The sequence below is a fragment of the Limnochorda pilosa genome (assembly GCF_001544015.1).
In the GTDB taxonomy this organism is placed as follows: Bacteria; Bacillota; Limnochordia; order Limnochordales; family Limnochordaceae; genus Limnochorda; species Limnochorda pilosa.
Genome location: NZ_AP014924.1, coordinates 2699872 through 2721458, shown reverse-complemented (window position 1 = coordinate 2721458; position 21587 = coordinate 2699872). Strand labels below are relative to the sequence as shown.

The 21587-nt window shown below is 71.6% G+C and carries 25 protein-coding genes; 20 read left to right on the top strand and 5 right to left on the bottom strand.

Annotation, left to right across the window (positions count from 1 at the left end; genetic code table 11):
• Positions 1-232 precede the first annotated feature (232 nt).
• The 11 genes from LIP_RS12025 to LIP_RS11975 all read left to right on the top strand — a co-directional run bounded on the left by LIP_RS12025 (position 233) and on the right by LIP_RS11975 (position 10816).
• Complete coding sequence (locus LIP_RS12025) at positions 233-1552, top strand: hypothetical protein (RefSeq protein WP_144440467.1); 1320 nt, start codon at positions 233-235, stop codon at positions 1550-1552.
• 45 nt (positions 1553-1597) lie between these two features.
• Positions 1598-1864, top strand: a complete 267-nt coding sequence (locus tag LIP_RS12020; protein ID WP_082726642.1) for a YlmC/YmxH family sporulation protein — start codon at positions 1598-1600, stop codon at positions 1862-1864.
• Positions 1865-1932: 68 nt separating this feature from the next.
• On the top strand, positions 1933-2418 hold the full coding sequence (locus LIP_RS12015; RefSeq protein ID WP_068138696.1) for a general stress protein: 486 nt from the start codon (positions 1933-1935) through the stop codon (positions 2416-2418).
• A 180-nt stretch (positions 2419-2598) separates the two neighbouring features.
• A complete protein-coding gene (gene dapB, locus LIP_RS12010; RefSeq protein ID WP_068138694.1) occupies positions 2599-3408 on the top strand; it encodes a 4-hydroxy-tetrahydrodipicolinate reductase in 810 nt (269 codons plus the stop codon).
• Positions 3409-3567: 159 nt separating this feature from the next.
• Positions 3568-4497: a dipicolinate synthase subunit DpsA gene (gene dpsA, locus LIP_RS12005; protein ID WP_068138691.1), complete on the top strand. Its 930-nt coding sequence runs from the start codon at positions 3568-3570 to the stop codon at positions 4495-4497.
• On the top strand, positions 4494-5096 hold the full coding sequence (locus LIP_RS12000; RefSeq protein WP_068138688.1) for a dipicolinate synthase subunit B: 603 nt from the start codon (positions 4494-4496) through the stop codon (positions 5094-5096). Before dpsA ends, LIP_RS12000 begins: the two co-directional genes overlap by 4 nt.
• 44 nt (positions 5097-5140) lie before the next feature.
• The gene (locus tag LIP_RS11995) at positions 5141-6184 is read left to right on the top strand and encodes an aspartate-semialdehyde dehydrogenase (protein ID WP_068138686.1); all 1044 of its coding nucleotides are present in this window, start codon (positions 5141-5143) and stop codon (positions 6182-6184) included.
• Positions 6185-7477: an aspartate kinase gene (dapG, locus tag LIP_RS11990; RefSeq protein ID WP_068138683.1), complete on the top strand. Its 1293-nt coding sequence runs from the start codon at positions 6185-6187 to the stop codon at positions 7475-7477.
• 21 nt (positions 7478-7498) lie between these two features.
• The gene (gene dapA, locus LIP_RS11985) at positions 7499-8392 is read left to right on the top strand and encodes a 4-hydroxy-tetrahydrodipicolinate synthase (protein ID WP_068138682.1); all 894 of its coding nucleotides are present in this window, start codon (positions 7499-7501) and stop codon (positions 8390-8392) included.
• A gap of 120 nt (positions 8393-8512) precedes the next feature.
• Positions 8513-10177 (top strand): ribonuclease J, encoded by a 1665-nt coding sequence (locus LIP_RS11980; protein WP_068138679.1) that lies wholly within the window; start codon positions 8513-8515, stop codon positions 10175-10177.
• A 123-nt stretch (positions 10178-10300) separates the two neighbouring features.
• The gene (locus LIP_RS11975) at positions 10301-10816 is read left to right on the top strand and encodes an outer spore coat protein CotE (protein WP_068138676.1); all 516 of its coding nucleotides are present in this window, start codon (positions 10301-10303) and stop codon (positions 10814-10816) included.
• A gap of 127 nt (positions 10817-10943) precedes the next feature.
• On the opposite strand, the gene LIP_RS11970 is transcribed toward LIP_RS11975, so the two are convergent.
• Genes LIP_RS11970 through LIP_RS11960 form a run of 3 tightly spaced genes read right to left on the bottom strand, consistent with a single transcriptional unit; the run spans position 10944 to position 14166 of the window.
• Positions 10944-12113, bottom strand: a complete 1170-nt coding sequence (locus tag LIP_RS11970) for a glycosyltransferase family 4 protein (RefSeq protein WP_068138673.1) — start codon at positions 12111-12113, stop codon at positions 10944-10946.
• Positions 12086-13096: a CotS family spore coat protein gene (locus LIP_RS11965; protein WP_068138670.1), complete on the bottom strand. Its 1011-nt coding sequence runs from the start codon at positions 13094-13096 to the stop codon at positions 12086-12088. The genes LIP_RS11970 and LIP_RS11965 overlap by 28 nt, the downstream gene beginning before the upstream one ends.
• Positions 13096-14166: a CotS family spore coat protein gene (locus LIP_RS11960; RefSeq protein WP_068138667.1), complete on the bottom strand. Its 1071-nt coding sequence runs from the start codon at positions 14164-14166 to the stop codon at positions 13096-13098. Before LIP_RS11960 ends, LIP_RS11965 begins: the two co-directional genes overlap by 1 nt.
• A 124-nt stretch (positions 14167-14290) precedes the next feature.
• Here LIP_RS11960 and LIP_RS11955 point away from each other — a divergent pair, with 124 nt between their 5' ends.
• The 5 genes from LIP_RS11955 (at position 14291) to LIP_RS11935 (ending at position 16805) form a co-directional block, all read left to right on the top strand.
• Positions 14291-14500, top strand: a complete 210-nt coding sequence (locus LIP_RS11955) for an amphi-Trp domain-containing protein (protein ID WP_068138664.1) — start codon at positions 14291-14293, stop codon at positions 14498-14500.
• 135 nt (positions 14501-14635) lie between these two features.
• Positions 14636-15220, top strand: coding sequence for an outer spore coat protein CotE (locus LIP_RS11950; RefSeq protein WP_068138661.1), 585 nt, complete (start codon positions 14636-14638; stop codon positions 15218-15220).
• Between the two features lie 102 nt (positions 15221-15322).
• Positions 15323-16129, top strand: coding sequence for a ClpP family protease (locus LIP_RS11945; protein WP_269433340.1), 807 nt, complete (start codon positions 15323-15325; stop codon positions 16127-16129).
• Positions 16130-16133: 4 nt separating this feature from the next.
• Positions 16134-16343, top strand: coding sequence for a YlzJ-like family protein (locus LIP_RS11940; protein WP_158509672.1), 210 nt, complete (start codon positions 16134-16136; stop codon positions 16341-16343).
• 237 nt (positions 16344-16580) lie between these two features.
• Positions 16581-16805 carry a hypothetical protein gene (locus tag LIP_RS11935; protein WP_144440465.1) on the top strand — a complete coding sequence of 75 codons (225 nt, stop codon included), beginning with the start codon at positions 16581-16583 and terminating at the stop codon, positions 16803-16805.
• Positions 16806-16813: 8 nt separating this feature from the next.
• Here LIP_RS11935 and LIP_RS11930 read toward each other — a convergent pair whose 3' ends face one another.
• Positions 16814-17527: a hypothetical protein gene (locus LIP_RS11930; RefSeq protein WP_068138650.1), complete on the bottom strand. Its 714-nt coding sequence runs from the start codon at positions 17525-17527 to the stop codon at positions 16814-16816.
• A 289-nt stretch (positions 17528-17816) separates the two neighbouring features.
• Between LIP_RS11930 and LIP_RS18995 the strand changes: the two genes are divergently transcribed.
• Together LIP_RS18995 and LIP_RS18610 are read left to right on the top strand one after the other, a co-directional pair.
• Entirely contained in the window at positions 17817-17957 is a 141-nt protein-coding gene (locus tag LIP_RS18995; RefSeq protein ID WP_158509671.1) for a hypothetical protein, read from the top strand.
• Positions 17947-18402: a CAP domain-containing protein gene (locus LIP_RS18610; protein ID WP_068138649.1), complete on the top strand. Its 456-nt coding sequence runs from the start codon at positions 17947-17949 to the stop codon at positions 18400-18402. Before LIP_RS18995 ends, LIP_RS18610 begins: the two co-directional genes overlap by 11 nt.
• A 75-nt stretch (positions 18403-18477) precedes the next feature.
• Here LIP_RS18610 and LIP_RS11920 read toward each other — a convergent pair whose 3' ends face one another.
• Entirely contained in the window at positions 18478-19128 is a 651-nt protein-coding gene (locus LIP_RS11920; RefSeq protein ID WP_068138645.1) for a hypothetical protein, read from the bottom strand.
• A 230-nt stretch (positions 19129-19358) separates the two neighbouring features.
• Between LIP_RS11920 and sleB the strand changes: the two genes are divergently transcribed.
• Both sleB and ypeB read left to right on the top strand, forming a co-directional pair.
• Complete coding sequence (gene sleB / locus LIP_RS11915) at positions 19359-20075, top strand: spore cortex-lytic enzyme (protein ID WP_198409524.1); 717 nt, start codon at positions 19359-19361, stop codon at positions 20073-20075.
• Between the two features lie 78 nt (positions 20076-20153).
• Positions 20154-21518, top strand: a complete 1365-nt coding sequence (gene ypeB / locus LIP_RS11910) for a germination protein YpeB (RefSeq protein ID WP_068138642.1) — start codon at positions 20154-20156, stop codon at positions 21516-21518.
• The last annotated feature ends 69 nt before the right edge of the window (positions 21519-21587 follow it).

Sequence of the window (21587 nt, the reverse complement as noted above, 5' to 3'; positions counted from 1 at the left end):
TCGAGGCTACCTGCCCCCGCCCAACCGCCTCCCGCCGGGCTCAGGCCCGGATCCACGGGGGCGATTCCGTATGCCCGAGAGCCCACGCCGCGAGAGCCCACGGAAGATCCAAAGCCGCGGCCGAGCGCACCTGCTTCGACTCGCCGCCGGGATGCTCGGTTGGCTGGCCCTCATGGGTGTCTGGCTCCACCCTCTCCGGGCGTCCGGCCCGTGGGAGGGGTCGGTCGCGTGGGTGGAAGCGTGGGAGGTGGGAGGGACGGCCACCCGCCTCCTGGAGCTGGCCGCGGCCGGGCCGGCGGGTTCGGACGGCTGGCGGTTGGATGCGGACGCGGTGCTCCAGCTGGCCGGAAGCGAGGGGGAGGGGCGTCCCGTGCCGGCGGTGCAGGAGGGGCGGATGGTTCTGGACGGCCCGCCGTTGAGGCTGCAGCTCCTGGTGGACCGGCCTCACCTCTCCTCGGCCGACCCCATGGCCCTCATCTCGGGCTCCCGGCGCGGCGAGGGCCAACCCGGCCTCACCGTGGAGGCGGCGGGAACCCGGTGGGACCTGAGCACGCAGGTGGTCCGGCGCATCGACAACCCCGGCCCCGACGGGGACATGGCCTCCCTGCGGGTCCGGCGGTGGTGGGGCGCCGCTCACGGGGCGCTCACCTTCTTCCGCCTGCAGCAGGGCATGCTCCCCTGGCCCGACGGCGACAGGGAGGCCGCGGGCGGTGGCGGCGCGCTGCTCCAGCAGCTCGTCGCCCTGGAGGGTTACCTCCCTGCCGGGGAGGCGGAGGTGGGGGCCGAGGTGGCCCTCGCCCAGCCTGCAGGGGCCTCCACGGCGGAGCCCGGCCAGCCCCAGGAGGCGTGGGCAGGGCTCCTGCGCCTCCGCACCCTGCCCTGGCGCCCTTCGGCTCCCCTCCGGCTGGAGGCGGGGCTCTTCCAGACCGATCCGGGCTTCCGCTCCCTGGCCGCGCGGGAAGAGGCCTTTCCCGCCGGGGCCGCGGGGGGCTGGGCGGAGGCCCACCTGACCTTCCCAGGCCGGCGCCGGCTGGACGTGGAGCTCTGCCACGCCCGGCCGGCCCAGGGCGGGGCGGAGGCCCGCGCCCAGGTGGAGGGCCGCACGGGCCTGGCGGGCCTCACGTGGACGGCCGGGATCGACGCCCTGAGCCGCAGGACCGCGGGCGAGGAGGAGGCCTGGGTGCGCGGCCGCTTGGCCATCAGGCGCGCGGGAGCCTGGGAGGTGGAAGCGAGCGGCGGGGCCAGGCCGGCCCGGTTGACGGTCTTGGTTCGCCTGCCCGGCGGGGCGGAGCTCCGCGCCGGCGCCGACGCGTCGGACGGTGGGACCTACCGGTTGGAGCTCCGGCGGGTGGCGGCGGGGGCCTCGTGGCGGCTGGTGTGGAAGGCCCGGTCCGAGAGGGCGCCGGACCGGCACCTCTTCCTGGAGGCCGAGCCGTCGCTGGCCGCCGGCTCCTTCCTGAGGGTGCGGGTCGGACGGTGGGACCGTGGTCGCTACGACGCCGTCTGGGGATGGCCCGAGCGGATGGAGGTCGCCCTGGGGCGGCGGTTCTGAAGGGCCTGGCAGGACATAGGCTTCATCGGGCCGGGGGTGAGCGCCGTGCGCTACAGCGAGCTTTCGGGTAAGGAGATCATCGACATCGACCAGGGGATCCGCCTGGGGGTGGTCAACGAGTCGGACGTGGTCATCGACACCGAGACCGGGCGGGTGGAGGCGATCCTGGTCCCCTACAAGCAGGGCTTCATGAGCCGCAAGGAGCTCCGGATTCCCTGGCGGGGCATCCGCAAGATCGGCGTGGACCTGATGGTGGTGGACCTGGCCACGGCCGAGGAACCCTCCGCGCCGAGCCGGTGGCTGCTCCGCTGAACCCGGCTGAATACGCCTCCCCCTCCGGGAGAGACTACGGTCGAAGCACCGACGAAGGGGGAGAGACGGTGGCCAAGACCGTCGTAGGCGTCTTCGACCGGAAAGAGCAGGCCGAGCAGGCGGTTCACCAGTTGAAGGACGAAGGGTACACCGAACGGGAGATCTCGGTGGTCGCCAAGGGAGAGAAGGGTGGCGACCAGGGGGGTGGGAACCAGGGGGGCGGCCTCGACATGTCCGAGGGGCTCACCTGGGGTGGCGCCCTGGGCGGCGTGGCCGGCCTGCTGGCCGGCGTGGGCGCGCTGGCCATCCCCGGCCTGGGGCCGCTGGTGGCGGCCGGCCCGCTCGCGGCGACCCTCTCGGGCGCGGCCACGGGCGGCATCGCGGGCGGGCTGCTGGACATGGGCATACCGGAAGAGCGGGGCAACGTTTATGAGGACGAGGTGCGGCAGGGGCGGATCCTTTGCGCTGTTGAGGTGGACGACGGCGAGGAGGAGACGGCGGAGAGCATCCTGCGGGACAACGGCGCGCGCGAGGTGGAGAGCCACTCGCGTTAGGACCGGATCCCTCGGGCAGGATGGGCCGGGTGGCCGTCGAAGTAAGGCTACCAGGCCGGACGCCTGCGCGGGGGAGCCTCGCGGGGTCGAGCGGCTGGCGGTGTTGGGGCCAGCCGCCTTTCCGTTTGGGCAGGCAGGGTGGACGGGCCCGGTAGGCGGGCCGGCGCGGAGGTGAGGGGTATGCCGATCCGCCTGGCGGTGGCCGGGGTGACAGGTCGCATGGGACAGGCTCTCGTCCGAGCCGCCCGGGCCGCGGGCGACCTGGAGGTGGCGGCGGGGGTCGCGCGGCACCAGGTGGGGGAAGACGCGGGCCTCGCGGCCGGGGTGGGCCCCATCGGCGTCCGGGTGGCCGCGCGCCTGGCGCCCGAGCTGGAGCGCACCCGCCCGGATGTGCTGGTGGAGCTCTCCACGGCGGAAGCCGCACCCGAGCACGTGGAGGCGGCCCTGACCCGGGGGATCCCGGCGGTGGTGGGGACCACGGCGATTCCCGAGGACGTCCTGGCCCGGCTGGAAGCCATGGCCCGCGAGCGGCGGCTGGGCCTGGTCGTCGCCCCCAACTTCGCGCTGGGGGCGGTGCTCATGATGCGGTTCGCCGCCGAGGCGGCCCGCTACCTCCCCGACGTGGAGATCATCGAGCTCCACCATGCGGGGAAGCTCGACGCGCCCTCGGGGACCGCGCTCGAGACGGCCCGGCGCATCCAGGCCGGAAGGGACGCCGCGCGCGCCGAGGCGGCCGCGGCCGGGGGCGCCGAGGTCCCCGCCGCTCCGGCGCGCGGCGCTTGGGTGGAGGGCGTTCCCATCCACAGCGTGCGGTTGCCGGGCCTGGTGGCCCACCAGGAGGTGATCTTCGGCACGGAGGGCCAGACCCTCCGGATCCGCCACGACGCCACCGGCCGGGAGGCCTTCATGCCCGGTCTTCTCCTGGCCATCCGGCGCGTGCGGGAGCTGGACGGCCCCGTGCGCGGCCTCGAGCCCATCCTGTTCGCATAACCTTCCCGGATCCGGCCGAACGCCTTCGCCGGCCTGCCGCCGGCTCGCGGCGGTTCCCTTCCGGCGCCCCCTTGCGGTGACCCCCCCTTCCCAGGAGACATATACTGCAGCGATCCTGGCCCAGACAGCCGTTGCGCCCTCTTGGGGAGGCACGAGACGATGCCCGAGCTGGAAGGTGTGAGGGTCACCGTCCTCGGCGGGGACCGTCGCGAGGTGGAGATGGTGCGGGTTCTCCACCGGTTGGGCGCCTCCCTCATCCTGGTGGGCCTCCCCCTCCCATCCGGGCTCAGCGAGGCGCGCACCGTGGCGGACGGCCCCACGGCCGTGGCCGGAGCCGACGTGATCGTCGCCCCCATGCGGGGCCTCGACCGGGAAGGACGGATTCCCACGCTCCTGGTGCCGGAGATGCCGCCGCTGCGCCTGGACGCCCGGCTGGTGCACGAGATGACCCCCGGGGCCCTCTTCCTGGCAGGGCAGCTGCGGGAGGAACCGCGGGACGTGCTGGAGCGCCGGGGCCTGAAGGTGGTGGAGCTGGGCCGGCTGGACGAGGTGGCCGTGCTCAACTCGGTTCCCACCGCCGAAGGGGCCGTCCAGCTTGCCATGGAGGAGCTGCCCATCACCCTCCACGGGGCGGCGGCGGCGGTGATCGGTGCAGGGCGTTGCGGCCTCACCCTGGCCCAGAAGCTGGTGGCGCTGGGAGCCCGGGTGGCGGTGGTGGAGCCGCTCCCGGACCGCCAGGCCCGGGCCGTCACCCTGGGGTGCCGGTGCTTTCCGCCCGACCGCCTGGGCGAGGCCCTGGCCGACGCGGATGTGGTCTTCAACACGGTCCCGGCCCCCGTGCTGGACCGGGACCGGCTGGAGCAGCTCCCCCCCGAGGCCCTGGTGGTGGACATCGCCTCCGAACCAGGCGGCACCGACTTCGAGGCAGCCCGCCGGCTGGGCGTGAAGGCCATCCTGGCCCTGGGCCTGCCCGGCAAGGTGGCACCCAAGAGCGCCGGCCTGATCCTGGGCCAGGTGATTCCCCGGCTGATCCGCGAGCACCTGCGGGAGCGGCTGGGACAGCCGGAAACGAGGGGGGCGGCACGATGAGGCTCGAGGGCACGTGCGTCGGTTTCGGCATCACGGCGTCCCACTGCAGCTTCGACGAGGTCTTTCCCCACATCGAGCGACTGCGGGCCGAGGGAGCCGAAGTGATCGCGGTGCGCTCGTTCACCGCGGCTTCCACCGACACCCGGTTCGGCACCGCCGACGCGTGGCGGGAGAGACTGCACGCCCTGACCGGGAGGGCTCCCGTGGAGACCATCCCGGAAGCGGAGCCCCTGGGGCAGAAACGAACCTTCGACGCCTTCGTCATCGCACCGTGCACCGGGAACACGCTGGCCAAACTGGCCGGAGCGCTGACCGACACGCCGGTTCTCATGGCCGCGAAGGGGACCCTGCGCAACCTGCGGCCGGTGGTCCTCGCCATCTCCACCAACGACGCCCTGGGTAACAACGCCCGGAACATAGGGATCCTCCTCAACGCGAAGAACATCTACTTCGTGCCCTTCGGGCAGGACAATCCTGAGGCGAAGCCAACCTCGTGTGTGGCGGACTTCGACCTCATCACCGAGACGGTGGTGGCCTCCCTGGAGGGACGCCAGCTGCAGCCGATCCTGATCGAGCGGGGACGGCGGGCGGTGCGGTGAACCCCTGGGCGGAGCCGGTGCCGCCGGGAAGCGAGGCGAGAGCGATGGCAGGCGGGGTGCGGGTGGCCATCCTCGGCGCGACGGGCGCCGTGGGGCAGGAGCTGATCCGGGTCCTGGAGGAGCGAGACTTCCCCGTGCGGGATCTGAGGCTGCTGGCGACGGCCCGGAGCGCGGGGCGGACTCTCCCCTTCCGGGGCGAGGAGGTCCGGGTGGAGGCCGTGAGCCCCCAGGCCTTCCAGGGCGTGGACCTGGCCCTCTTCAGCGCCGGCGCCTCGGTGAGCCGGGCGTACGCACCCGTCGCCCTGGAAGCCGGGGCGACGGTGGTGGACAACTCCAGCGCCTTCCGCATGGAGCCGGAGATCCCCCTGGTGGTGCCCGAGGTGAACGGACACCTGCTGAAGACCGGTCCCCGGATCGTCGCCAACCCCAACTGCTCCACGGCCATCCTGGTCATGGCCCTGGCGCCTCTCGGGCGGGCCGCGGGCCTGCGGCGGGTGATCGTCTCGACCTACCAGGCGGTCTCGGGGGCCGGCGCCCGGGCGATGCAGGAGCTGGAGGACCAGGTTCGGGCGTGGATCGCGGGCCGGCCCATGGAGGCGGCGATCCTGCCGTACCGCGACGGGGCGCGGCACCGGCCCATCGCCTTCAACCTCCTGCCCCAGTGCGACCGCTTCGAGGAGATGGGATACACCAAGGAGGAGTGGAAGCTCGTCCACGAGACCCGGAAGATCCTGGGAGAGGCCGAGCTGCCCGTAACGGCCACGACGGTCCGCGTCCCTGTGCTGCGGAGCCACTCCGAGTCGGTCTACCTGGAGACGGAGCGGCCGCTCGAGGTGGAAGAGGCCCGCCGGCTGCTGGCCGAGGCGCCGGGTGTGGCGGTGCTGGACGATCCCGAGGCGCAGGTGTACCCGACGCCGATGGAGGCCAGCGGGAAGGATCCGGTCTTCGTGGGCCGGATCCGCAAGGACCCCTTCGCAAGCCACGGGCTCAACCTTTGGGTGGTGGGCGATCAGATTCGCAAGGGCGCGGCGCTGAACGCGGTCCAGATCGCGGAAGGGTTGGCCGCGCCCCGAGGATGGCGAGCGTGAATGGGCATCGTGGTGCAGAAGTTCGGCGGCACGTCGGTGGCCACGCCCCAGCTACGGGAGCGGGTGATCGGCCACGTGCGGCGTGCGCTGCAGGAGCAGCACCGGCCCGTGGTGGTCGTCTCGGCCATGGGCCGGGCGGGTGACCCCTACGCGACCGACACGCTCCTGGGTCTGGCCCGGCAGGTGGGGACAGGGCTCGACGGTGCCGCCGCCCGGGAGCTGGACCTGCTCCTCTCCTGCGGCGAGGTCATCGCGAGCAGCATCCTCGCCCAGACCCTGCGCTCCGAGGGCGTGCCCGCCCGGGCCCTGACGGGCGCGCAGGCCGGCGTGGTCACCGACGGGGCCTTCGGCAACGCCCGCATCCTGCAGGTGCGCCCCGACCGGCTCCTGGGCCTGCTGGAGGAGGGCGTGGTGCCGGTGGTGGCGGGCTACCAGGGCATCACCGCCGACGGGGAGATCACCACCCTGGGCCGGGGCGGGAGCGACACCACCGCCGCTGCCCTGGGCGTGGCCCTGAAGGCGGAGCGGGTGGAGATCTACACCGACGTGGACGGCATGAAGACCGCGGATCCCCGGCTCTTGCCCGACGCGCCCACCCTGGCCCGGGTGAGCTACCGGGAGGCCATGGAGATGGCCCACCTGGGCGCCCGGGTGATCCACCCCCGGGCGGTGGAGATCGCGATGGAAGGGCGGTTGCCCGTCCAGATCCGCTCGACCCTCTCCGACGCGCCCGGCACGCTGGTCAGCGACGCGCCCGCCTGGGGTGAGGCCCCTGGGGCGCCCCCGGCGGCGCACCCGGGACGCGTGGAGCCGGTGGCGGGGGACCGGCTGGTGCGGGCCATCGCACACGTCGGCCAGCGCAGCCGGGTGTGGGCGGTACCGGCCCGGGGTGAGTTCGGGGGCGAGGAGATCCACCGCCTCTTCCGGGCGGTGGCCGGGGCGGGCGTGAGCGTGGACATGATCTACGTCTCGCCGGATCGGGTGAGCTTCATCGTGGAGGAGGAGCTGGGCGGCCGGGTGCGGGAGGCCCTGGCCCGGCTTCCGGCCCGCTTCGAGGTGACGGCGGGCTTCGCCAAGGTCTCGTGCGTGGGGGCCGGCATGCACGGGGTGCCCGGGGTGATGGCCCGCATCACCGGCGCGTTGGCCCGGGCCGGCGTGGGCATCTACCACACCGTGGACTCCCACGCCAACATCTCGTGCCTGGTGCGGGGGGAGCAGGTGGCCGAGGCGGTACGGGCGCTCTACCGGGAGTTTGCCCTGAACCGTGCCGAGGGGGAGGACGGCGGAAGCTGACCTTTGGGGGAGGTTGGGTCGATGGGAAGGACGGCGGATCTGGGCCGGGTGCTCACCGCGCTGGTGACGCCCATGACGCAGGACGGGGCCGTGAACTTGGACGCGGCCGTGAGCCTCGCTCACCGGCTGAGCGAGAATGGATCCGACGGGCTGGTCCTCTGCGGAACCACGGGTGAGTCGCCCACGCTGTCGCGGGCGGAGAAGCTGGACCTGACCCGGGCCGTGGTGAACGCGGTGGGCGGGAAGGCGACGGTTCTGGTAGGGACGGGCTCGTACAACACGGCCGAGAGCGTGGAGCTGACGCGCGAGGTCGAGAAGCTGGGCGCGGATGGAATCCTGGCGGTGGTGCCCTACTACAACAAGCCCCCGCAGGAGGGTCTCTACCGGCACTTCGAGGCCATCGCGCGGGCCACCGCCTTGCCGGTGATGCTCTACAACATCCCCGCCCGGACGGCCAGGAACCTGGAGCCGGAGACGATGGCCCGCCTGGCCGAGCTGCCCAACGTGGTCGCGGTGAAGGAGGCCGCGGGAGACCTGGAGCAGGTCTCCCGTCTGGTCCAGCTGCTTCCCGAGCGGGTGCGGGTCTACTCGGGCGACGACAGCCTCACCCTGCCCATGCTGGCCGTGGGCGCGTACGGCGTGGTGAGCGTGGCGTCGCACCTGGTGGGCTCCCAGATCCAGGCGATGATCCAGGCCTACCTGGAGGGCCGGGTGGAGGAAGCGAGCCAGCTGCACCACCACCTCTTCCCCCTCTTCCGGGGGCTCTTCGTCACCACCAACCCGATCCCCGTCAAGGCCGCCCTGGAGCTGGCCGGCATCCCCGCGGGCCCGCCCCGCCTGCCGCTGGCGCCGGCCACCGAGGCCGAGCGGGAAGCGGTTCGGGTGGCCATGAAGCGGGTGGGGTTGCTCGACTGAGCACCGAAGCCTGGGCTATAATGGGTTGGCTCTTCCGGGCCCCGGGGCCGTGAGACCCCTGCCGCCGTCATCGACGCCGTACGGTCCTTGGACGCAACGCACGTGGAGGAGGGACTCCCCTTGGCTCAGGCACCGAAGGTCTCCGTCATCCCTCTGGGTGGGCTGGGCGAGATCGGCAAGAACATGACGGTGATCGAAAACCAGGGCGAGATCCTGGTGATCGACGCCGGGGTCATGTTCCCCGAGGACGAGATGCCGGGCGTGGACCTGGTGATCCCCGACATCAGCTACCTGGTGGAGCGGAAGGACCGGGTGCGGGCCATCGTTCTCACCCACGGCCACGAGGACCACATCGGCGCCCTGCCCTACGTGTTGCGCCAGCTCCCCGTGCCTGTCTACGGAACGCGCCTCACCCTGGGGCTGGTGGAGTCCAAGCTGGAGGAGCACCACCTCCTGGGCGAGACCCGGCTGCGGGAGGTGCAGGCCGGGGAGTCGCGCACCATCGGCCGCTTCGAGGTGGAGTTCATCCACGTGAACCACTCCATCGCCGACGACGTAGCCCTGGCCATCCACACGGGTGCGGGCACCATCCTCTACGTGACCGATTTCAAGTTCGACCAGACGCCCATCGACGGCCGGGTCACCGACCTGCAGAAGCTCGCGGAGCTGGGGCGGAAGGGCGTGCTCCTGCTCATGGCCGACAGCACCAACGCCGAGCGGCCGGGCTACACCCTGTCGGAACGGGTGGTGGGCCAGACGCTCATGGAGGTCTTCGCCGGCGCGCCCGGGCGGATCCTGGTGGCCACCTTCGCCTCCAACATCCACCGGATCCAGCAGGTGGTGGACGCGGCCGACCGGTACGGCCGCAGGCTCGCGGTGGTGGGGCGCAGCATGGTGAACGTGGTGGGGATCGCCTCCCGGCTGGGCTACCTGTCGGTGCCCGACGGCATGCAGGTGCCCGTGGAGGAGATCGGCCGCTACAAGCCCCAGGAGCTGGTGATCCTCAGCACCGGCTCCCAGGGCGAGCCCATGTCGGCCCTGAGCCGCATGGCGGCCCAGGAGCACCGGAACGTGGCGATCCTTCCGGGCGACACGGTGATCATCTCGGCCAACCCCATCCCGGGCAACGAGCGGGTGGTGGGGAAGGTGATCAACCGCCTGCTCCACCTGGGCGCCGAGGTGATCCACAGCCCCTTCTCGGGGATCCACGCCTCGGGCCATGCCTCCCAGGAAGAGCTGAAGCTCCTGCTGAACCTGGTGCGGCCGCGCTTCTTCGTGCCCATCCACGGCGAGTACCGGATGCTGGTGGCCCACAAGCGGCTCGCGCTGGCGGTGGGCATCCCCGAGGGACACGTCGAGCTGGCCGAGATCGGCGACCGCCTGGAGCTGACCCCCGATTCGCTGCGCAAGACCGAACGGGTCCCCTCAGGGCAGGTGCTGGTGGACGGCCTCGGGGTGGGCGACGTGGGGCACGTGGTCCTGCGCGACCGGCGGCTCCTCTCCCAGGACGGGATCCTGGTGGTGGTGGTCACGGTGGACAAGCGTACGGGCCAGCTGGTGGCGGGGCCCGAGGTGGTCTCCCGGGGCTTCGTCTACATGCGTGAGTCCGAGGCGCTCATGGAAGACGCCCGCCTCCAGGTGCGCCGGGCCCTGGAACGCCGGGTGCCCGACGGGCTCTCGGACTGGCAGTCGATCAAGTCCGAGGTGAAGGAGATCCTTTCACGCTACCTCTTCGAGCGGACCCGCCGCCGCCCCATGGTGCTTCCCATCGTGGTGGAAGTCTGAAGCCCAGGCCTCGAAGGGGCTTTCCGAGCCCAGGAACCCATTCCGATCTCCCGCCATAGCATGGTGCAGCCGGACCGGTGTGTGTGGCGGCCGGTGCACGCCTTTGGAAAAGGGGTCGGACCGATGGCTGATGGCGTCAGCTCGGTGCTCTCGGAGGCCCTGGTGGTGGAGACGGTCCTGAGGGCCGTCTACGGGCGCGGCGAGATCACCGTCGAACGTTCCTACGAGATTCCTCTGGACACCGCCGGGCGGGAGGGGATCGCGGTCCTGGGCACCCACGCGACCAACCACGGGATCCGCGACGTGGCCATCATCCCCACCGCGGACGGAGGCAGGAAGGTGAAGGCCACGGGGAGTCTCGATCTCCTGCTCTGGTGCAAGGGACCCTCGGACACCCACGTGGCGGAAAGCACCCTCACCTTCTCCGAGGACATTCCCATGGAAGGCCTGGCGGGCATGTCCTACCAGAACGAGACGGCCTCCGCCGGCTTCAAGGCGCCTCCCGAGCCGGGGCGGGCCGAGGTCTCCCTGCGGGAGGGCCGGGTGGTGGCGGTGGTGCCCCTTCGCCTGTCGCTCTCGGCCGAGGTGGCGGGCGACGCGCGGGTCTTCATCTACGCGAGCCCGTCGGCCCAGGCGTGAGGGGCGGGCGGGCGTTCGCACGCCGTTCGGGTCAGACCCGCGCCGGGTGTTCACGACCCGGGCCGGCTCCGTTTCGAGCCCCGCCGAGGGTTCGCAGCGGGGCCGGCCTTTGCCGGCCCCCGGCAGGTCATGCGCCGCGGAGCCCCGCGTAGACCGCCAGCAGATCGCCGGCCACGCGCCGCCAGTTGAACCGTTGCTCGGCCAGCGCGCGCCCCTGGCGTCCCAGGGAAAGGGCCAGCTCCCGGTTCTCGAGCAGGTGCGCGATGTGGTGCCCCATGGCCAGTGGGTCCCGGTAGTCGTCCACCACCCAGCCGTTGCCCATGCCGTCCACCACCTCCGCATTCCCCCCGCGCCGGGTGGTGACGATGGGGAGCCCGGCCGCCATGGCCTCGTAGTGGACCCGGGCCAGCGGCTCGTTCCACTGGGAGGCACAGACGAAGACATCGCTCGAGGTGTAGTAGGGTGGGATCTCCGCCAGGGGAACGAAGCCGGTGAGGAGCACGTGGCCCCCGTAGCCGGCGGCCAGCCGCTGCAGCGAGCGGCCGTAGTCGTCCCACTCGGTGCGGCCGTACCACCTGCTGCCCACCAGGACCAGACGGGCGGCGGGGTGCCCGGGCAGGATCGCGTCCATGGCCCGGATCAGCACGTGCTGCCCCTTCTTGGGTGAGAGCCGGCTCACGCAGAGGATGACCGGGTCCTCGGGCGGGAAGCCCAGCCGCCTTGCGACCCGTCTGCGGATCTCCGCGGCGCGCGGGTGCCAGCAGGGTACGTAGGCCTCCGGGTCGGCACCCGAATAGACGACCTGGAGTTTCGGCCGGGCCGCGGGGTAGCGGCCGGCGATGCCCTCGGCGATGAACCGGCTGACGGTGAGAACCCGCTCGCAGAGGTCGAGGCAGCGCTCGGCTGCGCCGGGAGCGAGCTTGTTGGGGTCGAACATCTCGTTGTGGACGCTCAGCACGATCGGGGCGCGGGGCGCGGCCCGGTGGATGGTTTCCACCCACGCGGGACGGTTGAAGAGGTGGATCACGTCGAAAGCTCCGGCCGCCAGCTCGTGCGCGACCTGCTCCGCGAAGTGATCGGCGGGCAGGCGGACCACCTCGAAGCCCTTCCCCTTGTCGCGGGGCGGCAGGTCCGGGTCGGTGATGCTGAAGACCGTCACCCGGTGGTGGGCGGCGAGGTACGGGAGGACCCCGTCGATGTACGTCTGGATGGCGCCAGCCCGTATGGGCGGAACCGGCAGCTTCTCCGTGGCGACCAGGGCCGCGCGCATCACGACCACCTCGCACGCGGTACCCACCGGGAAAGGGCGGCCTCCTTCGCCCGCTCGAAGGGCAGCACGTCGAGCAGGCGGGAAGGCTTCTCCGGCTTTCCCTTCTTGAACCAGTTCTTGGCGGCATCGTGGAAGGCGTGGGGAAAGAGCAGGTCGATGACCAGGAGCTCCAGGTCTCCGTCGGAGAGCGGGTGGGTGCCTGAGTAGGCCTCGAGCACCGCCTGAGCCAGGGTGTCGCTCCACCCGCCGTGGTCGAGCATGAGGCTGGTGAGGAGCTTGCGGAGGTCGCGGGCCGGGACGTCGAAGGTGACGTTGTCCAGGTCCAGGATCCAGACGCCGCGGGGGGCGACGAGGGCGTTGCCTTCACCGTAGTCCTGGTGGCAGAGGGTGTCGCCGGGCAAGGCCTCTTCCACCATCCGGGCGTACGGGGAGCGACCCAGCGCCGCCTCCGCGGCCCGTGCCAGCTCCAGCTCCCGGTCCACGGCCGAGAGGTAGGCAGCGTGGAAGGGCTCGTCGGGCCGGGCCACCGCGGCGGTCTTCCACTGTTCCAGCCTCTCCCGGATCTCCCGGTAGTGACGGGGCCAGCTCCCGAGCTTGCTGGAGACCCGGCAGGCTTCCGGGGGCTGGAAGCCCCGCGAGGTCCGGTGGAACGCGGCCAGGGCCCGAACCGCGGGCCCCAGGTCCGCCTCGGGGGTGAAGCGGGCCCGGCGGCCGTCGATCCAGGGGTAGAGGACGAAGACCGCTCCATCCACCTCCACCCACGGGCTGCCGCTGCGGGATCGCAGGACGGGGGGGACCGGTCCCCCGGCGCGGGCGATGTGCTCCTGGGCGCCGACGCTGAACGCCGCCGGCTCCGCGGGCTGCCGCAGGCGCTTGAGGCAGAGCGGTCCCCGGCCCGTTTCCAGCTTCCACACGCACTTGGGTCCCCCCGCTTGGATGGTGCGGGCGGCGACCACCTCCTGGGGGTACGAGGCCATGACCTTCTGGACCAGCGGGGCCGGTGCCTCCATCAGCGATCGCCCCCGATCGTGTCCGGCACCGGCGCCGAGCCGAGCGGGTCGGGGAGAAGGGCCCCGGAGCCGGCCAGGGCCTCCGCTTTCGCCCGCTCGAAGGCCACCACTTCCCGCAGCTTCGAGAGGAACTTCCCTTGGGTCCAGTCGGGGGCGCGGCCCGTCAGGGCCTTGTCGACCAGGCCGTGGAAGAGGTGAGGGAAGAGGAGGTCCACCCGGAGGACCTCATACTGCTCGGGCCGGAGGGGGTTGACCTGGTGGTAGTCGGAGAGCATGCGCCGGGCCTGCTCGTCGTCCCACGCCCCCTGCTTCTTCAGGACCTTCACCAGGAGCTTGCGCAGGTCCCGGGCCGGGATCTCCACGCTGACCGAGTCCAGGTCGAGAACCACGAGACCTCCGGACGGTTCCAGCACCAGGTTGCCCGCGGCGAAGTCCTGATGGCAGAGGCCGCCCCGGCGGCGCACGCTCTCCACCCAGTCCGAGTAGGCGGAGCGCTGTAGCTCCTCGAGGGCGAGCCGGCCGGCCTCGAGGAAGAAGGGGAGGTGTGGCCGCGCCGCCTCCCAGACGGGCCCGGCCCCCTCCGCCTGGGCCAGCCGGTCCAGGCGCTTCCGGTACAGGCGGGGCCACTCCCCCAGCTGCACCCGCGCGCCCGCGCAGCCCTGGTGGGAGAAGCCTTCAGAGGCGCGGTGGAAGCGGGCGAGCCCGTGCAGGATGCGCGTCCGGTCGCCAGGCGCGTCGTACGAGGGGGCGTGCCCGCAGGCGAGCTCCATCACGAAGAAGAGTCCCTCCGGGACCAGGACGTACGGCCGCCCGTCGCGCGCGGGCACCCGCGCCGGCAGGCCGATGCCCCGCGCCCGAAGGTGGTCCCACGCGGCCAGGACGAAACGGAGTCGCTCCTCGTCCAGCGGCGACTGCTTCAGCACCCAGGTCCGGCCCGGCCGCTCCACGAACCAGACGGCCTTCCGGGCCTTGGCGTTCTCGTTGGTCACCGTGGCGCCCTGGAAGCCGTAGGCCTCCAGGACGGGTTCGGGTGGCCGGCGACGCGCGTCAGGTATGGGGATCCCCTCCACTGCCGATGATGGCGCATCCTATGCGCTTCCGATCCAGTTGGAAATGCCGTTCGGATCCTATGTCCCTTGGATCCAGACCGCATAGGATGCGCCATCACAGCGTTTGGAGGGGGGGAATCGGGACGTGAAGTGGAAGGAGGACGGTACGGGAACACGCCAGGACGTGGCCAGCTACCTGAACGGTCTGGCTGCCAGGATCGGAAGCCGGTCCTTGTCCGTCGACGGCCAGCCGGCGACCCTGCCGGACGGGGAGCTGGAGTACACCCTCAAGTACGACGAGGACGAGGGTGAGGCGCAGCTCGCCTTCAAGGTCACATGGCCGACCGGCTCCTGAGATGGCGGGCGCGGGGGCGACCCCGCGCCTCCCGTTTCGAGCGGCACTGCGCCCCACCTTGATCCATAGGATGATCTCGTGGAGCCGTACGATCGAGATCAACCCCTTCGGGGGTGGAGGAGTGGGGTTGAGCGCATGGCCGATCCCAGGATCCGAGAGCCAGAGGACGTGCGCCTGGTGGAGACCGTGGTGCGGGCCGTCTATGGGAGGGGGTCCGAGCGTTTCGAGCTTCCCTGCGACGTGAGGCTGAACGAGTCCTCCCGCTATCCCGAGAAGGTCCTCGGCACGCACGCAACCAACGGCAGGCTGCTGGACAGTACGATTGTCACTGATGCCGCCGGGCAGAAGCGGGTGCGGGTCTCGGGGAACGTGGACCTCCACGCGTGGTGCAAGGGCCGCGAGGGTACCTTCGTGGTGAGCCGACAGGTTCCGTTCGTGCGCGAGATCGCCATCCCGGGCGCCGGGGAGGCGGACTTCCGGAACGAGGAAGCCTCGGCGCGCCTGCTGGAGGAGCCCTCGTGCGGACCGGGGAGCCTCGTCAAGCTGGACGGGGACCTCTGCGTGAGGGCGCCCCTTCGCCTGCACCTGGGCGCCGAGATCGTCGGTGACCGTCGAGTCTTCGCCTACATCCGGGCCGCCTCGAAGCCGAGCAAGCCCGTGGCCCCCGGGCTTCCCGAGCCCGCGGAGTGGGTCAAGGCCGACGAGATCGACTACGACTGATCCAGGCCGGGTTCGGGCCAGGCCCCACGCCGGCCTGCTTGGCCGCCGGGCGCCTAAGGTCCCCCCTTCCCGTGCATGCTAGGCGGGAGGGGGTGGCCCAGCGTGGGCCTATGGCGCGATCCCAGCGGCCGGGAGCGGGCCCTGACCGGCGACGATGCTCCGAGCAAGCCCGAGGAGACTCCTGGCGACGGCCGGGAAGGCAGACCGGGGCCAGGCGCGGACGCGGCCACGCTCCTCGCGAGCCTGGGGCAGGCCAGCGGGCCGGCCCGGGGGACGAGCCCCATCCACGTCCTGCCCATCATCGGCCAGATCGAGGGGCACCTGATCCTGCCATCCAAGAACAAGACCACCAAGTACGAGCATGTCATCCCGCAGCTGGTGGCCATCGAGCAGAACCCCGAGGTGAAGGGCCTGCTCGTGCTGCTCAACACCGTGGGGGGCGACATCGAGGCGGGTCTCGCCCTCGCGGAGATCATCCGATCCATGTCCAAGCCTACGGTCTCCTTGGTGCTGGGGGGCGGCCACTCCATCGGAGCCCCCATCGCCGTGGCCGCGGACTACTCGCTCATCGCCGGCACCGCCAGCATCACCCTTCACCCCATCCGGCTGAACGGGATGGTCATCGGGGTTCCCCAGACCTACGAGTACCTGGACAAGATGCAAGACCGGGTGATCCGCTTCATCGTCGAGAACGCCCGCATCACCGAGGGGAAGCTGCGCGAGCTCATGTTCCGCACGGGCGAGCTGGTGCGGGACGTGGGCACGGTCCTGGTGGGGCGGGAGGCGGTGGAGGTCAACCTGATCGACGAGGTGGGAGGCATCGGGCGGGCGCTCGAAGTGCTGCGGGAGCGGGCGGGTCTACCCGCCCCCGGGGCAGGGACCGCGCCGGATGGCGCGCCCGGGAGGTGACGGCGTGCTCTACACCATCTACCCACCCGAGATGGTTCTGGAAGAGGCGGAAGCAGCGAGGGTGCTGGTGGAGATGGCCGTGGGCGGGCGGAGGATCCTGGCTGCCCGGGGCCCGGATGGCGGGTGGGCGCTGGAGCGGCTCCTCTCCACCGACCCGGCCGACTACCTGAATCCTGCCTTTCAGCCCGGGGCGGCGGTCTCGCCGGGCGTGTGAGGCGCCTGGGCCGCTCCCGGGACCCTCGCCTGCACCCGTTCATAGCATGGGAGGGCGAAAGGGGGAGGCCGCATGTCCGGATCGGGGGCCGTTCTCCCGCCGGGGTGGAGCCCGTTCGTACCGGGCGCGCATCGGCCCCGGCGGGGCCGTGGACCCGCGGACGTGATCGTCTTCGGCTCTGGCGCCCTGCAGGCCTGCTACGGCTGACAGAGGGGCCGATCTCAGGCTGAGGTCGCCATGTCGCTGGGAAGGCAGTTGACGCGCCGCTTCGGCCGGAAGGTCCGTTTCCGGTACGTGGACGTGAGGGACCCTGAGTACGCGGGGTACCCGGAGGTGGAGACCTTCCTCCGCCGAGGCCTTGGCAAGCTGCCCGTGGTGATGATCGATGGGGAGATCCGCTTCTCCAGCGTCTTCACGCCCACGTTCATCCAGCGGGAAGTGGCCCAGCGGATCCCGCTCTAGCGGCCGGCTCACTCCTCAGGGAAGGGTTTCCACACGATGACCGAGCTGTCAGCCCGGGCCTGGACCGGCTCGGGCTCCACGCGCGGTTCAGGCTGCAGGTCGGGTTCGGCCTGGGCCTGCGGCGCGGGTTCGGGTTCCGGGTGCGGGCCGCAGCTGTCTTCCAGGGATAGGGCCGGCTCGGGTTCGAGCGCAGGCTCCGGCTCGGGTTCGGGCGCAGGCTCCAGCGCGGGGTGTGGGGCGGGGCGCAAGCTCTCTCCCCAAGCCTCGCCTTCCACGCCGTCGACGCCGGGAGCCTGTCCGGCCACCCCCACCCCTTCCGGCCGGCCCAGGGGTTGGATTTCCGCCGCCTCTGGCTCCGCCTCGGGCGCGGCAGCCGCCTCGGCCACCAGGTGCAGGCGGATGGTCTGGGCGAAGGAGTGATCGCCCGGATCGAAGTGATGCTCCTCCTGGACCGAGTCGAGACGCACTCGGACCTCTTCAGGTCCGGAACCGGGCGGAGCCACCGCCGCGTGGAAGGGGATCTCCACGCCCTCACCTTCCACGGTGCCGTCCTCTTTCTGGAAGTAGATGTACGTGCGGACGGCACCTTCGGCCATGAGGCCCTGGCCCTCCCACGCCCAGGTGAGGTCCACCACCTCCAGGCGGACGTCCACCAGCTCCTGGGCCTCCTCCACGCGCCCCGAGCCGTCCAGGATCACCTCAGTGCGCCCGAGTTCCTCCATAGCGGTCGCCCCCTGTACGCTTCACCGCAAACGTATGAGGCTTTTCCCTCACATACCACCACCTGGGGGCGTTTCCCTGGCCCTGAAGGCCAGGAAGCGCGTGTCAGCCCGTGTAACTCCTGGACGCTGGGCTACCTCGCGCATGCGCGCATCGACGAGGAGGAGTGTTGTTGAAGAACAAGAGGATAGGTTGGGGCCTGTGGACGGTACTGGCCGCGCTCGTGCTCCTGGTTGGGGCGCAGGGCGCTGCCGCCCAGGGCTGGTCGTGGGACGGGAGCTGGAGCGGCGGGTGGAACGCGTGGCAGCCGGCCACAGGTTCCTCTCCGTCGTACGTGAGCCCGTCGTCGGGATGGTCGTCCTGGCGGGGAGGCAGCTCCAGCGGTACCTGGTGGTGGTCCGGGTGGAAGCCCGCTTCAAGCGTGCCCGTTGAGGCGACGAGCCCCTCGCAGCCCCCGGCGCCTGCGCCCGAACCGCCGCAGTCGGGCGGGGACACCGCCCAGGCGGAGCGGTACCTGGTGAATGCCACCAACGCCGAACGGGCCGCGGCCGGCCGGGCGGCACTCTCCGTCAACGGGACCCTGACCGGCATCGCCCGCACCAAGGCCCGGGACATGGCCGTGAACGGCTACTTCGACCACATCTCTCCCACCTACGGCTCACCCCGGGACATGATGCTGGCCGCAGGGCTGAACCCCAAGTGGTGGGGCGAGAACATCGGGCGGGGAAGCTCCGTGGAGCAGATCCACCAGGCCTTCATGGAGAGCCCCGGCCACAGGGCCAACATCCTCAGCGCCGGGTACACCGAAATGGGCGCGGGCGTCGTGCGCCAGGGCGGGCGCGTCTACGTGGCCGAGGAGTTCATCCAGCAGAGGTAGCAGGCAGAGCCTGCTGGATGCGGAAGACGACGAGGGAGCGGCGAAGGAGCGCGCCCCCTCGTCCGCCCCCCGGTCTCAGCGGTGGGGGTCCACCTGCGGCGGGAAGGGTGGCCAGAGCTGGCCGGACTCCACCAGGTCGGCCCACTCGGGGCACCCGATGGGAGAGACCTGGACGCACTCGGGCGGCTGGGGGCAGAAGCGGGCCCGCTCCACCTCGAGCTGAACCATGAAGGTCGCCTTCACCACCGCGAAGATCCCCACCTCGCACTCGATGACGACGGTGTCGTTGACGGTGACCGGCCGGCAGTTGAGGCACTGGACGATGTGGAAGGTCCGCACCATCATGCCCACCCGGGCGCCTGGCAGGCGCACGCGCTTGGTCAGCGCGAAGGTCTCGGTGGCCGTCCTGGTCTGCTGGTCGACGGAGTACGTGACCTCCATCGTCCAGCGGATGGTGAACTCGACGGTCCCGTCGTTGGGGATGTCGGTGTCGACCACCTCGGAGGAGATCACCCGGCAGTCCACCACGCTGGTCGGAATCCCCACCAGGCGGGTGAAGGTCACGGTCGGGCACTCGCTCACGGTGCACTCGTCGTACACCTTCTCGACCATGATGCACTCGGGCTTGAAGGGCTCCTCTCCACCCGCCATGGGTGCGACAGGGGCGACGGCCTTCTCCACCTGGCGCTGCCAGTAGGAGAGCGTCGCCTTGGCACGCTGAGGCATCCTCGTTTTCCCCCCTCTCGCTCCATCGGCTGAAGCTCCTGCAGGAGCCTCCGCTTGGCCACTACATCCTATTGATGGGTCCCAGGGGTGGTGCATGGGGACGCGGAACAGGTCCCCGGTACCGGGCCCCGGGTAGGGGAGTCCGGGGGCTCTCAGGTCGCCCTCGCCCGGGCCGGCATAAGGGTGCTGGGCGCAGGGGAGGCTACGCCCGGAAGGGGAGGATGGGTCCGGTGAGCAGTGAGCAGGCTCGCATTCGGAAGACGCCGGTCAGGGCCGCGTGGCTCGGTGGACTGCTCCTGGTGGTGCTGCTGGCAGGCTCTCCCGCGGTCCATGCCCAGCGCCCCACCCTCTACTGGGGCACCTCGGGCTACCAGGTGAGGGTGCTGCAGTGGCGGCTCCAGCAGTGGGGGTACTACCGGGGGCCCATCGACGGCTCGTTCGGCAACGCCACCGCCCAGGCGGTGCGGCGTTTCCAGGCGCGTAACGGCTTGCGGGTGGACGGCGTGGTGGGCCCGACCACCTGGTCCGCCCTGGGTCTGGGCTGGAGGGCACCGGTGCGGGCCGCCGCCACGCCCGTGGCCGCGGGAGGGCGGAGCGACGACCTCACCCTCTTGGCCCGGCTGGTCTCCGCCGAAGCGGAGGGGGAACCCTTCGAGGGCATGGTGTCCGTGGCGGCGGTGGTGCTGAACCGGGTGCGGAGCCCCAAGTTCCCCAACAGCGTCGCGGGGGTCGTCTTCCAGCCCCACGCGTTCGAGTCGGTGACCAACGGCCTCATCTGGCGCCGCTCGCCCTCAGCCCTGGCCTGGCAGGCCGCCCGGGCCGCCCTCAACGGGTGGGACCCCACCTACGGGTCGCTCTTCTTCTGGAACCCGGCGAAGCCCGTCAGCGGGTGGATCTGGTCGCGCCCCGTCGTCCGCCAGGTGGGGGCCCACGTCTTCGCCCTGTAGCGGGCCTGCCAAGGCGGTTCTCGGGCGCGCCGGGCGGCGAGTTCAGGCAGCACACCCTGGCACGGAAGGGGTACGACGGTGGAGAAGCGGCTTCGAGGGCTCTCGGCCCTGCTCATCTTCGCGCTGCTGGGGGTCACCGCCTGGGCCTTGTCCATGCGGTCCCAGCGCGATCAGATCGCCCTGATGATGGGCACCCGCTACCAGCAGGCCTTCCAGGAGCTGGTGGACGGCGTGGATCGGATGGAGGCCAACCTGGCCAAGGTGTCGCTGGCCGGAGCGCCCTCGGACCAGATCCCCCTCCTGACGGAGATCTGGCGCGACGCAGGCCTGGCCCAGGCGGGTGTGGGTCAGATCCCGCTGCCCGTCGGGCGCATGATGCGCACCAGCACCTTCCTGGCCCAGGCGGGCGACTACGCGTACAGCCTGGTACGCCAGGCGGCCCGGGGCGTCATGCCCGACGACCGGGCCAGGGAGCGGCTGGCTGCCCTCAACCGTGAGGCGAGCCAGCTCGCCGCGGAGCTCCACGGCATCTTCGACAAGGCCCAGGCTGGGCCCACGGGCTGGATCGAGATCCAGCGGGCCGCCGCCCGGGGCCTCACGCCCCCCCGGACCAACGTGGTGGGCGATGGGTTGCAGCAGGTGGAGGTCCAGCTGGAGGAGGTGCCGACCCTCACCTACGACGGTCCCTTCTCGGACCACATGACGGAGCGGAAGCCCCGGGGCCTCCAGGGAGAGGAGATCGGCCCGGGCGAGGCCGAGCGGGTCGCCCGGGCCTTCGTGCCCTCGCCCGAACGGGACCGCTACCAGGTGGCCGTCACCGACCGGGTGCAAGGTCCCATGCCCGCCTACCACGTGGCGGTGCGCCCACCCAAGGGGGGCGGCGCCACCTACACCCTGGACGTGGCACGCCAGGGTGGGGCGGTCGTCTGGATGAGCTCCTCCCGCCAGGTCGGCAGCGGTGAGATGGACCGGGACGAGATGCGCCGCCGGGCCGAGACCTTCGCACGCGAGCGGATGCCCGGCGTCCCCCTGGAAGCCGTGGATTCCGTGGCCGCGCAGGGCCGGACGACCTTCTCCCTCATCCCGCGGGTGGACGACGTCCTCATCTACCCCGACATGGTGAAGGTGACCGTGGCTGCCGACAACGGCGAGATCCTCCACTACGATGCCCAGAGCTACCTCATGAACCACACCGATCGGCGTTTGGGGAAGCCTGAGCTCTCGGAGCAGGAGGCGCGGCGGCGCCTGCCGCCCGACTTCGAACCCGATGGCCCCGGCCGCCTGGCCCTGATCCCCACCGACAGCCTGCGCGAGGTGCTCACCTACGAGTACCGCGGCCGGGTGGGAAGCCAGAGGTTCATCCTCTTCCTCAACGCCGACTCAGGAGACACCGAGGAGATCCTGCAGGTGGTGCCTTCCTCGGAGGGGGAGGTCACCCGGTAGCGCGGGGCGCCGCCGGCTCCCGGCCTTGTGGCAGGGATAAGGCCCTCCGGGGGGAATTCGTGCAGCGAC